At 48.3% G+C, this 14,367-nt stretch carries 18 protein-coding genes; 2 read left to right on the forward strand and 16 right to left on the reverse strand.

The features are described 5' to 3' along the window. Positions 1-94 precede the first annotated feature (94 nt). Positions 95-784 (forward strand): DUF6710 family protein, encoded by a 690-nt coding sequence (locus tag RMS95_RS08160; protein WP_310645194.1) that lies wholly within the window; start codon positions 95-97, stop codon positions 782-784. Between the two features lie 471 nt (positions 785-1,255). On the opposite strand, the gene RMS95_RS08165 is transcribed toward RMS95_RS08160, so the two are convergent. The 13 genes from RMS95_RS08165 to RMS95_RS08225 form a co-directional block, all read right to left on the reverse strand. Next, a complete protein-coding gene (locus tag RMS95_RS08165) occupies positions 1,256-1,648 on the reverse strand; it encodes a hypothetical protein (RefSeq protein WP_310645196.1) in 393 nt (130 codons plus the stop codon). A 33-nt stretch (positions 1,649-1,681) separates the two neighbouring features. Continuing rightward, positions 1,682-2,002 carry a hypothetical protein gene (locus tag RMS95_RS08170; RefSeq protein WP_310645197.1) on the reverse strand — a complete coding sequence of 107 codons (321 nt, stop codon included), beginning with the start codon at positions 2,000-2,002 and terminating at the stop codon, positions 1,682-1,684. Further along, positions 1,999-4,251, reverse strand: a complete 2,253-nt coding sequence (locus RMS95_RS08175; protein WP_310645199.1) for a DNA topoisomerase III — start codon at positions 4,249-4,251, stop codon at positions 1,999-2,001. Before RMS95_RS08175 ends, RMS95_RS08170 begins: the two co-directional genes overlap by 4 nt. Positions 4,252-4,270: 19 nt before the next feature. Then, a complete protein-coding gene (locus RMS95_RS08180; protein ID WP_310645201.1) occupies positions 4,271-4,591 on the reverse strand; it encodes a hypothetical protein in 321 nt (106 codons plus the stop codon). Beyond that, positions 4,588-4,806 (reverse strand): hypothetical protein, encoded by a 219-nt coding sequence (locus RMS95_RS08185; protein WP_310645203.1) that lies wholly within the window; start codon positions 4,804-4,806, stop codon positions 4,588-4,590. The genes RMS95_RS08180 and RMS95_RS08185 overlap by 4 nt, the downstream gene beginning before the upstream one ends. An 18-nt stretch (positions 4,807-4,824) precedes the next feature. Further along, complete coding sequence (locus tag RMS95_RS08190; protein ID WP_310645205.1) at positions 4,825-5,316, reverse strand: single-stranded DNA-binding protein; 492 nt, start codon at positions 5,314-5,316, stop codon at positions 4,825-4,827. Beyond that, the gene (locus RMS95_RS08195) at positions 5,270-5,692 is read right to left on the reverse strand and encodes a hypothetical protein (RefSeq protein ID WP_310645207.1); all 423 of its coding nucleotides are present in this window, start codon (positions 5,690-5,692) and stop codon (positions 5,270-5,272) included. The genes RMS95_RS08190 and RMS95_RS08195 overlap by 47 nt, the downstream gene beginning before the upstream one ends. Before the next feature lie 296 nt (positions 5,693-5,988). Next, positions 5,989-6,429, reverse strand: coding sequence for a hypothetical protein (locus RMS95_RS08200; protein ID WP_310645208.1), 441 nt, complete (start codon positions 6,427-6,429; stop codon positions 5,989-5,991). A gap of 17 nt (positions 6,430-6,446) precedes the next feature. Then, positions 6,447-6,887: a hypothetical protein gene (locus tag RMS95_RS08205; protein ID WP_310645210.1), complete on the reverse strand. Its 441-nt coding sequence runs from the start codon at positions 6,885-6,887 to the stop codon at positions 6,447-6,449. Positions 6,888-6,999: 112 nt separating this feature from the next. Then, positions 7,000-7,413 carry a hypothetical protein gene (locus tag RMS95_RS08210; RefSeq protein WP_310645211.1) on the reverse strand — a complete coding sequence of 138 codons (414 nt, stop codon included), beginning with the start codon at positions 7,411-7,413 and terminating at the stop codon, positions 7,000-7,002. Between the two features lie 22 nt (positions 7,414-7,435). Continuing rightward, on the reverse strand, positions 7,436-8,656 hold the full coding sequence (locus tag RMS95_RS08215) for a PFL_4669 family integrating conjugative element protein (protein ID WP_310645213.1): 1,221 nt from the start codon (positions 8,654-8,656) through the stop codon (positions 7,436-7,438). Next, the gene (locus tag RMS95_RS08220) at positions 8,581-10,425 is read right to left on the reverse strand and encodes a hypothetical protein (RefSeq protein WP_310645215.1); all 1,845 of its coding nucleotides are present in this window, start codon (positions 10,423-10,425) and stop codon (positions 8,581-8,583) included. Before RMS95_RS08220 ends, RMS95_RS08215 begins: the two co-directional genes overlap by 76 nt. A gap of 13 nt (positions 10,426-10,438) precedes the next feature. Further along, entirely contained in the window at positions 10,439-10,852 is a 414-nt protein-coding gene (locus RMS95_RS08225; protein WP_310645217.1) for a hypothetical protein, read from the reverse strand. Positions 10,853-10,982: 130 nt separating this feature from the next. On the opposite strand from RMS95_RS08225, the gene RMS95_RS08230 reads away from it, so the two are divergent. Beyond that, positions 10,983-11,168, forward strand: a complete 186-nt coding sequence (locus tag RMS95_RS08230; RefSeq protein ID WP_310615319.1) for a hypothetical protein — start codon at positions 10,983-10,985, stop codon at positions 11,166-11,168. On the opposite strand, the gene RMS95_RS08235 is transcribed toward RMS95_RS08230, so the two are convergent. The 3 genes from RMS95_RS08235 to RMS95_RS08245 are packed head-to-tail and all read right to left on the reverse strand — an operon-like array spanning position 11,137 to position 14,278. Next, entirely contained in the window at positions 11,137-11,721 is a 585-nt protein-coding gene (locus RMS95_RS08235; protein WP_310645219.1) for a hypothetical protein, read from the reverse strand. The genes RMS95_RS08230 and RMS95_RS08235 overlap by 32 nt on opposite strands. Next, complete coding sequence (locus RMS95_RS08240) at positions 11,718-13,382, reverse strand: hypothetical protein (RefSeq protein WP_310645221.1); 1,665 nt, start codon at positions 13,380-13,382, stop codon at positions 11,718-11,720. Before RMS95_RS08240 ends, RMS95_RS08235 begins: the two co-directional genes overlap by 4 nt. Continuing rightward, positions 13,379-14,278 (reverse strand): ParA family protein, encoded by a 900-nt coding sequence (locus tag RMS95_RS08245; protein ID WP_310645223.1) that lies wholly within the window; start codon positions 14,276-14,278, stop codon positions 13,379-13,381. Before RMS95_RS08245 ends, RMS95_RS08240 begins: the two co-directional genes overlap by 4 nt. Positions 14,279-14,367 lie beyond the last annotated feature (89 nt).

Below are 14,367 nucleotides of genomic sequence, written 5' to 3' on the forward strand. Positions count from 1 at the left end.
AAGTGAAAAAACGCAAAAAAGACAGTTTTTCGGCAAGCTCTGTTTGCAAAGCTCAAATCAGAATATCCATTTTTACGACAACAAAGGTAACTGAGTGTTAAATTTTTTCCAAATTTTCAAAAGTAACGATGACCGCAGGGCAAAGTTCGATCATGTAATGGACTTTGCAAGTGATTTGGCATCCACAAATCCATCAGCATTGGTAGATCTAGTTCGCTTACTTCTACGTCAGCTTCAAGCGGATTTATTGTTTTCTTGTATTGAGATGGAAATGCACGGCGCGAGAAGCTCAATTCTGAGTCATGCTTTCTTTATGCCTAATGGCCCTAGCAAATTACAAATGGCATTTGATGCACCCGAGTTAGATGTTGATCAGTATCTGGTGCAGCTTCGTCACGATGCTGTTTTGCCATGTCCTTGGCACCGTGAACGATATGTAAATTGCTTGTCATTCATCGGCAGTGGAAAAAATATGGGTAATTGGAAAGAGGATTCCATAAATCACCGAATCACCGTTTGGTTACCTTGGGGCATTGCTTTTGTTAATGGTGGAAATCATTCAATTGCTGCTGGCATCGCAAGTGGAGAAGGAGTTTTAAAACCAAAAGCTGTTTATGACATGAGCAAATTACTTGACCAAGTTCATTGCGATGGCTTGTACTATCGCTCTTCGGAAACAGGAAAAAAATTAGACTCTGTACGAGACTACAAAATTGCGGCGTTATTTGAAATTGGTCGTTTGATGAAAATCCATTCAATTTCTCCAATGAAAATTGTTACCTAACATTCGCAAGACTAATTTGGAAAACCTACCCATGCTCGATCGCATGGGTAATGATTTTTTGCTGTTTCAACCAAGTCGTGAACATGCAAACGATGGGTGACGTTGGTGGTCCAATTTACTTCGATGAGATCTTCGGATTTCACCTCCAGTGGCCATTCATCACTGGTTAGTTCATTTGGCTTTTTTGTTACCTGGTGTTCAAAATCAACTTCACGCCAAAAGCCATCACACAGGCGGACTCGACCACGGCCAAGTTCGTTGTGCTGGACTATTGAGCCAGGTGGGCATGCGCGTTGCGCAAAAAGTTTGGAAGCATCAACAACGTTAGAGGGTAGGGACATATACACAGCTTTCGTGGATAAGTTAGGGTTATGCAGCCGCTTGACCGCATAGATACTGAGCTTCAGTACTTTGCTTAAAAATCAAGCATGAATTTTTCGGGCGCGTCCCTACCGCGTTGGAGACTCTAGTTTAACTCTGTTCCGAAGAAGTGGGAGTAGTGTTTTGAATAATGAAGAAACGTCGTTGAAAAATCAGCATGGCTTGTGATGCATGGGCATTCATCAACGCAACGAATTGCTCAGTAGGTAAAACTCTTTTTGTTCGCTTGTCAACGGTATTCAGCTCGATGAAAACCAACCCGAGTTTTTCAAACTCTCTCATCCGCAACCTGACACCTCTTTCGGTCGCAATGTCTGAACCAACCAGTTGCTTCAATGACGTTCGATCAATTTGATGCCCATTTAAGTGCGCACGCACAATTCCAAAATAAAGTGCTCGGCCTGTAACAGTTTGAAACGCTACATGGCTTTGAATTTCCCACTCGTAGATTTCAGCTAGAGCAAATAAAAAATCTAAATTCATCGTGCCCACTAATCGGCTAACGAATGGGCATCTTTAACTTCTTTGGATACTTATTCCTCGATCAGTACATTGAATAAATTTTCGAGCGTCAGAAAACAATGACAACTGCGGATTGAGCACATGACCTTGGATTGGTGTGCAGCTTAATGTCAGGCCATAAACAACACGATTTTTCAAAACGCGATGACGCAAGTGTTGTCGGTGAGCAAGATTTTTAAGCGATCGACGAAGCTCTGAGCGCGAGAAACATTGCAATTCATTTTCCAGCTCTTCAACGGTCCACCAGCCGCCTTCATCACGAAGGCATAACCATGCGGCTGTTGAAGCCTCGCCCCAATGCCCGAAGCCTTTCATACAGGTTTTGTATTTTTACAATCGGGATACCCGCTGCAACCGTAGAACGGTCCACGTCCACCTTGTCGCAGCTTCATCGGTTTACCGCAGGCATCACAAACCACGGCCGTTGAATTTTTCCCAGAATTTGGGATGGATTTTTCAGCAGGCAACGATTGTTGTGCACGTTCACCAGGTTTGCCATTTGCATCAGGGAGAGTTGTTTTGCATGTCGGATAACCAGAGCAGCCCCAAAACGCGCTAGAAGGGCCTTTGCGAAGCCTTAATGGCTTACCGCATGCTTTGCATGCATACACGGGTGAATTCGCATCTGAAGGGGCGCTATGCGCTTCAGCTGACGTTGTATGACGAGCAGCTGGACGTTGAGGCATTGAACTCGCTTGAGCTTTAATCCGCTCGATGAGCTTTGATAGCCAAGTACCTAGCTTGTGTTCGAACTGCTCCAACGTTACGGTGCCCGATTCGATTTGTCCCAATTGGTCTTCCCACAAAGCTGTAAGCACGGGATCAACCATTTCCGGCGCTACTTTCTCCATCATGCCAATCAAGTGCATGCCTTTGTCGGTGGGCACGATTGCTTTCCCTTCGTTGGCGATGTAGCTACGCTTAAATAAGCCTTCGATGATTGCCGATCGCGTAGCGTCTGTGCCGATGCCGGCCTTTTCCTTGGTTTGCATAATTTTTTTGAGTCGCGGATCTTCAATTACTTTGTCGATCGACTCCATAGCACCAAGTAGCGTACCCTCGGTATAACGCTTAGGTGGTTTGGTTTTTTCAGTGGCCACTTCAGCCAGTCGGTTGATGCCCTGCATACCCACTTGACAGCTTGGAAGTGAAACGTCCTGATCTTCGTCGTCGTCACCCGCGTCGTTTGATTTTTTAGACTTCGATGGCTTCGCTTTGGCTTGCTCCATGCCTTCGTAAGCAAGCTGCCAACCTTGCACAAGTGGGATTTTTCCTTTTGCTCCAAATGTCTCAGCTTCACAAACTAACTCGATGACAGTTTGGTTGTACTCAAAAGCACCCAAGAACTGAGCAATGAAGCGACGACGAATTAGGTCATAGACCAAGGCCTCAGTTTTTGACATATCGCCCATGCGTACATTTGCATTTCCAGTCGGGATGATTGCATGGTGAGCCGTGACCTTAGTGTCGTTGTAAACACGACCTGGCTTGCTCAAATCAGCCAACTGCGTGATCTTTGATAACGATGGATCAATTTTTGAAACGGCTTGCAAAACGCTTTGTGCGTCCGCATGCATAGACAACGGTAAATATTCGCAATCACTACGAGGATAGGTTGTCGCCTTGTGCTTTTCATAGAGTGCTTGACACGCATCTAAGACAGCTTGGGCTTTCAATCCAAAGCGAGCAGAAGCTTCGCGTTGCAAGCTCCCCAAACTGTAGAGCAGGGGAGCCAGCTTACGTTCACGGGTTGTTTCAACCACTGTCAATCGACCAGTTTTGTTGAGTACCTTTGCAGCCACCGATTGCACATAGGCAAGGTCAACACAGTGGCCCTCCGAGTCGAGTTTGTCTTTCGCAACTCGCCATGTCATCGGAACAACTGACCCTTGAATTTCAAACGAAGCTTTCAACACAAAATAAGTTTTAGGCTTGAAATTGGCGATCGCACGTTCACGCCGCACAATCAATCCAAGGACAGGTGTTTGCACTCGACCGCAATGCAACACACCATCGCGACCGCCAGTACCAAATGCTTTGGTAAGGGCCATCGTGAGGTTCATTCCAGCAAGCCAATCAGCACGGGAGCGTCCCATTCCTGAAAAATACATTGGCAGTGTTTTTTCACCAGGCATGAGTTTGCCTAGTGCCTTGCGTACAGACGCATCATCAAAGGCGCTTAACCACAGACGCTTGACGGGACCACGGTAGCCGTTCAGAGTCAAAATTTCTCGGGCAATGACTTCGCCCTCACGGTCAGCATCGGTGGCGATGATGACTTCAGTAGCTTGTTTCAATGCCTTGGCCACGCACTGGTACTGCTCTCTCGTTGAGGATTTGATAGCCATGTGCCACTGCTGCGGCACGACAGGCAACAGATCAATGTTCCAGCTCTTGAGGTCAGGGTTGTAGTGTTCGGGAGGTGATTGCTCCAGCAAATGACCAATACACCAGGTCACAGCTACACCAGGTCCACTGGTGCACCCGTTGCCACGCTGAGTTGCTCCAACAAATCGGGCAATATCTTTGGCTTGAGAGGGTTTTTCGCAAATAAATAATCGCATAGCATCTCGTTTGCAAGTCTTAGGACCAACAGGCGGTATCTTCTGTGTCAGAGGTGGTGAGTTTTCTAGTGAGACTGTTTAGACCAAAACTTGATCTTCGGTGTGTGTGCTTGTGTTGACTTTTTTGCATCACACCTTTTTTTCTAAGCTCGTATGCACGTGTCATCACTGTTTGAATGGTTCGCTCCAATGCAAAGCTAATTGCTTCTGGACCAAGAGTTACGTAGTTCTCTATGAGGTAACGCTCTTCGCTAGTTGTCCACGATAATTTTTGTCGCGCATGAAAATCAGGGTGGTATTGCATACGACCGTAGCGGTCGTAAGTAACAGGCATATTCATGATTTCTCCCCTTTTAGTTCGCTGAACATTTTTTCGACTGTGATTTCCACGGGCTCGACCACATCACCATCAACAAGCATTGCTCCATCACTGCGCGTTTCAACGACAACGATGCCGCCACAGATTGGAATTTCACGTCGATCAATGATGGTGAGTTCAGGTTGCCCCACCGTGCCAGATGAAGGCACGGTTGGTTCTTGTGGAGTCGTTTTCATATGACTCAACTGTTAGGTTTAGGCTGCGGGGGCTGCCGATTGGTCTTGCTTCGCACGCATATTGATTGACTCAACACGGTTGAGCTTCACTGCCACGTCTTCAGCGTTGCAACGCAACTCGGCACCATCTTTCTTACCAGAAGCGCGATCTTCATCAGACACAGTCCATGTGTGCAGATAGAGACTGCCTTCGATTTGCAATCGCATGCCGCTTCGCAAAGTTTTCATGACATGCTCGCCAAGACGTTCATTCCAAATCGTGATGCCGACAGGCTTTGTTTTTTCTGCGTCTTGAACCAACTCATCGTCGGGACCGCGCTTCCATGAATCACTCATCACACGCATTTCAGTGATTCGCACTTGTTTGCCACCTACTGCCACCATGCGTTGGCTTGGTGCTTCGAGTAAGTTACCGTCGATTACTGCTTCAATTGCCATTTGGTTTTCTCCTAAAAAACGCAGATCAACCCAACCGAGATTCGGCTGTTGCAATTGGTCTGCTACTTGCACCGGATTTGTTGGTGCGAGATTTGGTCAAGTGGTTGCTCAGCCACTTAATCGTTTGCTGGAGAACAATGTCCAGCGTGTTGAGTTCAAGGCTGCGTAAGTTCTGAGCCTCGTAGTGTTTTTTGATCGCCAAGGGCAGGGCGTTGAGTTCGATTTGGATGTCACACCACAGGACATGCTTAAAAACTCGACCTTGCTTCAGTCGCCAGCGAAGCACCCAGTTGCCCCGTGAGTAGCGATGCAGCTCCAAGAAGATGGACGACCCTTTGACCTTGGATAGTTCTTTGAGGCGCTCCATTTCGGCATGGACCATCTTTTGTTGCGCTTCTGCTTGACGCAGTACGGCCAGAAATGCCCCACGACCTTGCAGCGCCGCCATGCCTTGAAGTGTTGGATCAGTTTGCATAGACATGCTCCAAATTGGGGCGGGAAATCCCTTCGAGTATCATTTTTATGGGTGTGTTTCGTGAAACACGCCCAGTGCAAGCGAAGCACACCCCTTCCAAATGTTTCAACCAAACGAAGGGATTTCCCATGAAAGCAAAAAATGTCATCCACCAAAGTTGTCCTGCCTGCGGTGCAGGAGTTGACTGGGATGCGAAAACCCAAGCCTGTAGCAGGTGCCTGTGCGGCACGGGGAGCAAGGCATCACACCTTGTCTCACCCAAACTTGTTTTAGTCATTGCCATGCTCACCGTTTTGGGTTTGGCTTGCTGGCCAAGTTGGCAATAAGTCAATCGCGCCAATGAGTGGAATGGTCTTGGTGCGAATAGTTGAGGGCAGCACCAGACCTTCTGCTTGACCTAGAAGCAGATAAGCGCCATCGGATTCATTCCACTCCGCAGGCGCAAGCTCTGGTGACAGTGTTGGAAAATAGCCCTGCATTGACCATTTGAAGAAGCTACCGGCCTGATTCAGGTCGAACCAAGTGCGCCACACTCGCAGTGCTTGTTCACGCGGCATCGTGAAACAAATTCGCGGTTCAATGTAAAGGTGGCCCAGGCAGATTTGACCTGGTTGCTTCACAAACACGTGCCCCCCTCGGGCTTTGATTGTTTGGCACAAAGCTGCCATCACGTGTTGTTCCAAAGCAGGACGATTAAAAAGTTGTTTCATCAATTACTCCCTTACCCTTAAAGGCCTTTAAGTGCACTCACAGATTGACAACACGCTGTTCCCGCAGAGTTGACAGTGGCACTAGTTGCATTAAAAAACGGGTGGCAGAGGTCAAAGAACTGACTAGCCAAAAAGGGAGCACAAGTACCGATGCTGGGTGAGCTACCAAAAACCGCAACACCCCAGCACAGTTCGCTTCGAAAGAAGCTCCCATCCTGTCCTTGATCAGAGGCAGGCAGCAGTCCTGACGTTCCTTGACCTCCACCAAAACTCATCCATTTCACAAATTGAAACCAAAGGGAAAACCCTTGGTTTTGAACATCTGCTAAATTGGTGGGGGAAGTCAAGAAGCTGAACGGGGCATGGACCACCCCTGTTGTGTCAGTAAAGGAACAATTGCCGGTTTGCTGCTTTCCGGTGGATTGAATAAGCAGAACCAAACCGATCTTCGTAGCCATAGCCCTTATCCAACTCTGGCGCACGTTGACGGTTCGCTGCGCAAGCAGCACACGGCGGCACTGAAGTGCCCCCTGACATAACTTAAGCTTCAAGACTTCCCCCATAACTTTTTTAAGCTCGGCTTAAGCCTGGCAATTTGTTGTTCACAGCAACCAGCTTGTGAGACAAATCCACCCAGTTCAAACGAAACTTGCGCGGCATGTTGCGCACTACCTGTGCTTGTTCGATCAAGTCGTCGCCAGCCAACGATTCAGTAGCACGCCGAATAGTCCATTCGCTACCAATTTCTATGCCATATTCATCGTGATAGTCAGTAGCAGACATCTTGCGAAATACATCCAAACCACGCGCTTTATGAAATGAGAGCAAGTCCCAAAGGATGGTTGCCTCAGCCAATTGGCCATCGCAAACGAAGATCAGCTTGACGAAGGTTTCGCTGCTGAGATCAGCTTTAGCGAATTCGTCCCATGGAATTGCCGCAGTAAGCGGTTGATCGTCGTTCGTTGTTTCAGTGTTTGTGTTCATCACGTTTCTTTCGGTTGAGTTGTTAAACAAGGCCATCCGTGACCGGAGTTGGCCCAGTCACAGATGGATTGATTTCAGTTGTTGAGGCAGCTGGAGTTGATGTTGGGTTGGAGAGTTGACGCAACAATTCGACTTCGGCACCACTCAAACGTTCGTTTCGTAGCGAATGCCTTGGGCTTAGTTCGCCCACAAAGATTGGTTGCGGCAGCGCACCGAGTAGTTGACGCGCAGCTTCGACACGTTTTTTGGCGTCTTCATCGGCTTGCTCTAACCAGTCAGCTCGGCTTAAGCCAAGCATTTGTTTTTGCATCAGCGTTCTAACGGCACCGTTTGCGTTTTCAAACATGGAGCGAATTTCTCGTTTCATTTGCAGCAGAGCAATATGCGTTTCAGCTTTGCTAACCAAGTCACGTCGCGCAGCAGACTTGACAACGCGCACGCAGTGATCGAACAAGACGATCAGTGTGGACATCGTGTAACCGTAGGGACTGCGATATCCGAGGCTTACTGTTTGCGGATTGCTTGAAGCCAAGATGCTGTAGCTCAAGCCTTTTGCTCGCATTTCGTCCAACTTGGTTTTATGAGTGCGCTCAATTTTTTCGATGAGTGCTTTGATTTTTGCCACACGTTGATCTGTTTCGACCAGTTTCAGATCTGCATAGGGGTTGTCATTCGCGGTCAATAAAAAGAGTTGACGCAAGGCTGTTGCAGCACGTCGCGCACCTGGCACGCCAAATCGAGTTGTTGAACCAGGCTCAGGTGCTACACCCAAATACAGTCGCATTGCCTCAACCGTATGCAGTGTCATGGTGTCTTCCTCATCAACTGACAGGGCACCAATTTGTGTGGCCTTCGTTGCTTGATTGGTGGGAACTTCTAGATTCGCTTCTTGCCGCGCATGATGAGTGCGACGCATGGAATCCAATTGGGCCAGCCGATCAAGGTACAACGTGTAACGCGCATAGAGTGGATCAGTCTCGCTTGGGTTATCACTTTCAACCAAGTGAGCTACGGCCATTGATTCAGCTTCAATGTCATAGCCATCAGGAAATGGTGAGCTTTCAATCGTTGCGAATTGAATGCCTGTTGCTTCAGAACTTGTTGCATCAACTGAATCAGTTTTTTTCTTGCGCGATGTTTTTGGTTTTTGAGTCGTTGCCATGGGTGTTACCTTTTGATGATTGGCTGAGCCAAGTTTGAAGATGATTTCTTCACACTCAAAGATCGCTTGTCCGACACCCATGCGGCTGTTGATGGTTGAGTAGTTGAAGAGTCCGAGACTGGTGAAAAAGACTGGCCTTTGATTGCTTGTCGCAAAGCCAAAAGTTTTTGGCGTTCAGCAATAACAGCCGAAGAAGGCGGTGTTAAAGGTGCAGGGTTTTGCACGTCAGCATTGATGTTGTTAGTGACTTGTGCCTTCAGCAACCTTTGCTCATGTGCAAGATGCGCTTCGCGGCGCACACGCTCATCATGTGCAACTTCAAGAATCAATCCACCTGGGAGTGTTGAATCCTGCTTAATGAGAAATCGTAGATACGCCACAGGTGATTTGACTTTTCCAGTCAATCTGATGATTCCTGCCATCTCATCAATCAACTCTTGTTTACGCACCTCACCGTTGACTTGCTGAATCAAACGTTGACATTGAGACAACGTTTCTGCATTCAGATCTTTTGGCCAAAACAATTCTTGATTCACCACAACCACAGCAGGAGTCGTTGTAGTGGTGGTGGTAGTCTTGTTATGTGTAGTCAAATCCGCGCGCGCATGTGGATCTGCTAAATCCATCCTTAGGTCTGTGCGATTTACAGCCAACTGGTCTGCTAAATCCAACTTTCTGATCTGCGAAAAATCACCAACTGGATTTGCCGTTTCGGTAAAACTGGATGGATGGTTTTCACACACACCATCACTAGTTCCTAAATGATGCTTTGAGTTTTCATAATTTGAAATGGTCGGGCAATTTGACCGACCGAGTGCGGCGCACTCAGTAGAGCAATTTGACCGACTTGTGGATAACTCTTTTCTCTCCGCACTTAAATCGGTCGGAGAAATACACTGACTGGGTGTGGCGCACTCAGTCGGTGAAAAACTCCGACTAGAACCTTTAAGCAGAAGCCCAAGCACACCCTTAGCTGTCCCAGTTTTTTGAGCCTTGGCAAGCAAGTTCTTTTCGAGTGTCTGAACCAACTTATTCATGTCCACACGCAAGAACTGACGTTTCTTAGGATGTGTTTGAATTGCTGTTTCAATGAGGCCTTCTAGGCATAACTTTTGCTTGCAGTCTCGCTGCTGCGCAATAGTCAATCCAGTCTCTTCAAACCAAGTTGTTGGTGACAAGTGAAACCACTCTGCTTCCCATGGGATTGATGGGTTGAGGGTAGGGGAGGGGTTGCTCTTGATCTTGTTTGCTTGAGCCGTTTGTATGTTGCGTTGCACGGCCAATGCTTTCGTGAGAAAGATTGCCGAGGTCAGCGATGGCGTTATTTCAGTGAAAACACGATAAAACGCTAGGTTGTGGCCGAGCAGTGTTCGAAGTTGTTGACGAGCATGTTCTGAGCGTGATCTCAAATCGAGTAGCGAAAGCTGAACTGGCGTGTCTAGAAGACGCGATAGGCCCATGCCAAGCTCCTCAGGTACAAGTCGATAACAATTGCGTGCTGGTGAGCCTATACGGGCTTCCTGCATCAATCCTGCATCAAGTAGATGTGACCTAGCAGACTCTTGTTCGTAACGTGACAGGGCTGTCTCGCCTTGCCATTGTTCTCGGGTCTTAAAAATCCATCCGCCATGGTGTTCAATGTTCACACCAACACGCGTCCAGTACACAAGCTGAGACAAGAACAAAGCAGCTTTGGCATCCCCTGTTAGCTTGGCTAAATTTACGCTGTAGGCAATGGGTCTTTCACCAGCCAAAGCACTTGTAAATGCGGCGCTTACAGCGGCATAGCCATCAACTAAAGAACTTTGCCTTGATGAATCAATGGGGCTAGTGCTTGATGAGGGCATCATGAAATATGTCCAGTCAGTGCACAGCTTTTTGAGCTGATTGGCTCATACGTCGTTGAGCAATCTCAATTAGACGTTTTGAAATTCGCTCAAAATTGACGCGAATCTCAAATCGAGCTGGGTAACCCGTGCGGTGTTCTTCGAACAAGCCCAACTCACGTAACGTTTTGCGTGCAGTAGCTTGTTCTTTACGAGAAAGGCCTGTCCGGTCTTCCCAACCTTGCGCTGAGACTTCCATCCAGCCATGCTCATTCATTGCACCTGGCACCTCTTGCTGTTCAAGGCAAGCGGATAGCAACAATGCAGCTGTAGCAGAACCGGTTAGATCGACAAACACTCGATGAAATGCGATTGGCGGCTGCGCCACCATCATTGCGAGAGAACCATTTTTTTGCAGCTCTGCCGCTAAATCAAAGTCAGATGTTCCCATCGCAACCTCCATGAAGTGATTTATGTGAAGGGTGGGAAATCTCTCCTGTATCATCAAAAACGGGTGAGGTCTTTTTGCGGAGACTCACCCATTTTTTTTGACCCCATGAAAACTTAAGGAGAGATTTCCCATGAAAAATGCGCAACCCGAACAAGCGCAAGCAGAAACTGAAGAGCTGTATGCTTTGCAGAATTTGCTGACTAATACCCTCAATTTGTTTATTGATGGACTCAATGAAAATCAAGTCTCGGACTTGATGACCGTTCTGGCTATTCAAAACAAAATCAGTCGTATGCATTTAGGCCCCCTGATGTAAGGTTTTGAGCGTCGAGGGGTTGGGTCCCTTCGATCACAATGGCCGTATAAAGGCTTGAGAGAGGCCACTGTGGAAATTCTTCGCCTAGTGCTACCCAGCGTTCGGTTTCGTGCTGGTAGCTTGCTTGGATATGCTTCCAGGCATCAAAAATTTGAATCAACTCGGTCGATGGGATGACCGTGATGTTTGTTGCTGGCAAGGGTGCTTTCAATTCATTGCGAATGATTTGAACGTGGCGACGCGTGACCGTCTTGAACAACGCTTGCAGCATTGGGAAATGCGCTTGTCGCGCAATGCAATATTGGAGTGCGGCGTAGTCCCATTTCTGCTCACCAGCGTTTCGTTGAATGTGCTGAAACTCAGTCAAATCGACGAAAACTTTCACCCGAGACAACGTTCTACCGCTTGGGTCGCTGGTGAGTGCATGTTTGATTGATGCACGCACATCATCATCAATTTCTTGGTCTGTTTGGACCAATTCCATGAGGGCGAGCTTCACCACGGCAGGTGAGTTCGCCAACCTAAAACTTTTATTTTGAGGATTGGTCTTCATTGGCGCACCCCGTTAATTTTGGCCAGGTTGTACGAGCGACATGCCCCTACCAAAGCGATCGCGGCCTCTCCAAGTGGGTGAGTTGGATCTGTCAAGATGCCAAATGCGAAATCAACTTCGAGTAACGACTCACCACCAAGACTCTCAGCCACAGCCAATGTCCAGAGATCTTCATTGCCCATGACATGCCTAAAACCAGCTTCACCGGTTTCTGGCAAGACTGGCTGACCGTAAGCATCTGTTGTATCCAACATGCTCACGTTCAACTGACCCGAGAGGTTGGCCAAGAACCACCACGCTTGGACTGGTAATTCCTCACGACCATCGCCAAGAACACCTGCCAAAGGTATTTCCATGAAGTAGCCATAGGGCATGCTTGGTGCGTCTGTGACGTAGCTCGTCACGGCAGCTATATCGGCAATTTCTAACAAATACCCACGTACCTGCTGAAATGCAGAGTCAAGAAATGAGACACCTGGCAATTCCTCTTGCGGTGGCACATCGTCTCCCGCGTCGTTTTCTCTACTGCCAGCCAAGCCATCAGGCTTGAGGCCGTGAGCGACACGTAACGTGTTTGGAGATTGAGTGCGCAGAGGCGGAGGAGGGGGCGTGTAATCATCCTCACTGTCATCGCTATCTGGTTCAGAAGAAGCCGCAGCACTGTTTGCCGGAACACCTCCGCCTAACGTTGCCGCTAGATTTGCAAGGCCTTGATCTGTGGCCGTAGATGCTGGATGCGCAGTTTGAGCAGTTTGACGTGGGGACATCAAATCAGCCAATTCAGCTTTAGGATTTGTTTCAAGAGCTGAGATCATTACCTCTAGCTCATCAACGGTGTAACCTAATTCTTGCGCTGCATTCGCTTGCAAATGATCATTCAGATCATCTGCTTTGTACTCAGTGTGAAGTGAGGGATACAGTGTGACCCAGTGTTTGTACGCAACAGAAAAATCGTCTTCAGTTCTGCCTGCATGCTTGAGCCACAAAGCTTGCAAGTTGGCGTACACAGGCCGTAACAACCGAAGAACGTGCTCACGCGCTACTTTTTGAACTTGCGATCCAAGACCAGACAGCTTTTCAACACTGAACTCGTAAAGTTGCAGTGTTTGGTTGCTAGTCGCAAGCCCTTTTTGCTTCAAATACTGTTCAAACTCGCGAGAGCTTAGGGTTTGACCTGTTTCATGCTCACGCTCAAAACGCATCTTTGTGATGCCTTTGGCCGTATCCCAAAACGTCATGTTCGCTCGCTGAATGTTTTCAGCAAGGTGAGCAGCCAAAATGTCGCTCTCTGTGGTGTACGGCTTATAGACAAAGTCGTAAAACTCAAATTTCTCAGGCTCTTCCAGGCTGAGAATCTTTAAAGCTTTGAGGCGTGTACCTCCACCGGAGTGCAATACGTGACGAGGGTTAGAAGGGCGTTGCGTGACCGTCAGCAACTGACTAATGCCGTCGGCTCTGATTGAGCCCAAAAGCCCTTCAAAGTCAGCATGCTCCTCTGTACGGGGGTTTCCCTCGTAAGCATCCACATCAGCTACGCGCAGACGAATGATTTTTGTGCCATCTGAAATGGCAGGAGTTTGTGGCACCGGCTGCTGCGATTGACCACGGGCGCGTGCCTTGGCCATGATTTCATCAGCAGTCAGCTTTTTAGGGGTGCTCATTGAACCACCTCATTTGATTCAATGTTTCCGTCTGCCCACACACCTTTAAGGTGTGGCAGCAGCTCATAGACCACTTGGTGCATGACTTCGTAGCCTGAATTCGACTTGCCATTACTTGGCCGGTCAAATTGATGGACAGGGCACTGATTGGTGGTCGCTTCTGCGTATGCGGCACCACGCGGCACAAATGTGTCTAAAACGCTTATGTCGGGGTGTGCGTGAATGTTTGCGTGTGGACGAAACTCGCCGCGCAGTGCCTCGGCGATCATTCGTGCATTTTTTGTACGCGGCACGTCATTCAGAAGCACGCGAACTGGGCCGGTGCCCAGTTCTGGCGATTGCTTACGCAAGACATTGAGGGACTCCAGCAGCGGCATAAGATCGCTGTAGAAGGCCGTATGGGTCAGGAAATCTGGCCTGAAGCTGGCAACCATGAAGTCGCCAGCCATCGCAGCCAAGCCTGTGAGTGTCCCCGTTGAACCTTGTGAGTCGATCACGACAACATCAAAGTTGTCCTGCACATAAGCGCCCTTCATGGCGTTTTTCAGCATGAAAATGCCGTCGAGTCTGGTTTGCAACCAGTTTTCGACGGGCACCGACTTGTTATCTGGGGCCTTTAGGTTTGCAGCAAGGATGCTCAAGCCTGGAATGGACGTTGCAGCAACATCTTCGGCCAAAATATGGCCACCACGGTAAAGCACGTCGGCCAAACCTGTTGCGCGAGGTTCGCCTGCAAGTGGGTAGTACATGGTCATTGATGCTTGCGGATCAGCATCAACAACAAGTACGCGCAGCTTTAAGGCGGCAAGCAAACCTGAGAGGTTTGCGACGAATGTGGTTTTACCGACGCCACCTTTGGTGGACACCACAGAAATTACGATTGTTTTGTTCGGCATCATTTTTCTCCTTGACCAGACCATGACCTTTATTGACCTGAGTGGAGTTCTGAGCTGCCGCTTCTTACCCTGCGTCTACTTCATACGAT

It is taken from the genome of Limnohabitans sp. (assembly GCF_031539175.1).
Classification (GTDB): Bacteria; Pseudomonadota; Gammaproteobacteria; order Burkholderiales; family Burkholderiaceae_C; genus Limnohabitans.